The 805-nt window shown below is 57.8% G+C and carries 1 protein-coding gene; it reads right to left on the bottom strand.

The genetic code is table 11. The features are described from left to right. Positions 1 to 54: 54 nt before the first annotated feature. Positions 55 to 756 carry an IS6 family transposase gene (locus P7F60_RS30760; protein ID WP_072492862.1) on the bottom strand — a complete coding sequence of 234 codons (702 nt, stop codon included), beginning with the start codon at positions 754 to 756 and terminating at the stop codon, positions 55 to 57. Positions 757 to 805: the final 49 nt, after the last annotated feature.

Here is an 805-nt window from a genome sequence, read left to right as displayed (position 1 = left end):
ATCGTAAAGTTAACTTCAGCGAAGCAAAAGCGTGACGCCCGCCACGTGCACTGCTCATGCGCGAGCGATCTTCGCCCATAGGTTCATCGCCGCTGTGCGCAGTTCGCGATGATGGCTGGAGGGAATGTCGTGGCGCGGGATGTGGAAGAGGTTGGCAATCGGATCATGGATGGAAACGAAGAGTTGCAGATGTCGCTTTGACTTGAAGCGCTTCATGATCCGCTCTCGCCGTCGGATCGGCTGGTGGGAATTCTCCGCCCGATTGTTCAGGCCTTTATGGGAGCGGTGCTCGACACCGGGCATGATTTCCTGCTTTGCGGCGCCATACGAGCGAAGCTTGTCGGTGATCATCACGCGCGGCGATCGTCCCTGGCCTTTCAAAAGCTTGCGCATCAGGCGCTTGGCCGCCTTGGCGTCGCGGCGGCTTTGCACCAGAACCTCCAGGACAAAACCGTCCTGATCCACGGCGCGCCATAGCCAATGCTTCTTGCCCCGGATCGAAATAACGACCTCATCGAGATGCCATTTATCGCCGAGTCGGCCGCGCGAACGTTGACGGATTTGGTTGGCGAAAGTTCGTCCGAATTTCTCTGCCCACAGCCGGATCGTTTGATGCGAGACAATGATGCCACGAGCGGCCAGCATGTCTTCGACCATCCGCAGGCTCAGGGGAAAACGGAAATAGAGCCACACCGCGTGGGCAATGATTTCAGCGGGAAAGCGGTGGCGACGGTAGAGCGGATCACGGTCTGTCATGCCTCTTCATCGCCTATCAAGCCCCAAGTTCCGTTAACTTTACGATGCC

This window comes from Rhizobium sp. YJ-22 (assembly GCF_029601685.1).
Taxonomy (GTDB): domain Bacteria; phylum Pseudomonadota; class Alphaproteobacteria; order Rhizobiales; family Rhizobiaceae; genus Metarhizobium.
The sequence above is the reverse complement of the archived record's forward strand: the minus strand, read 5'-3'. Positions and strand labels throughout refer to the sequence as shown.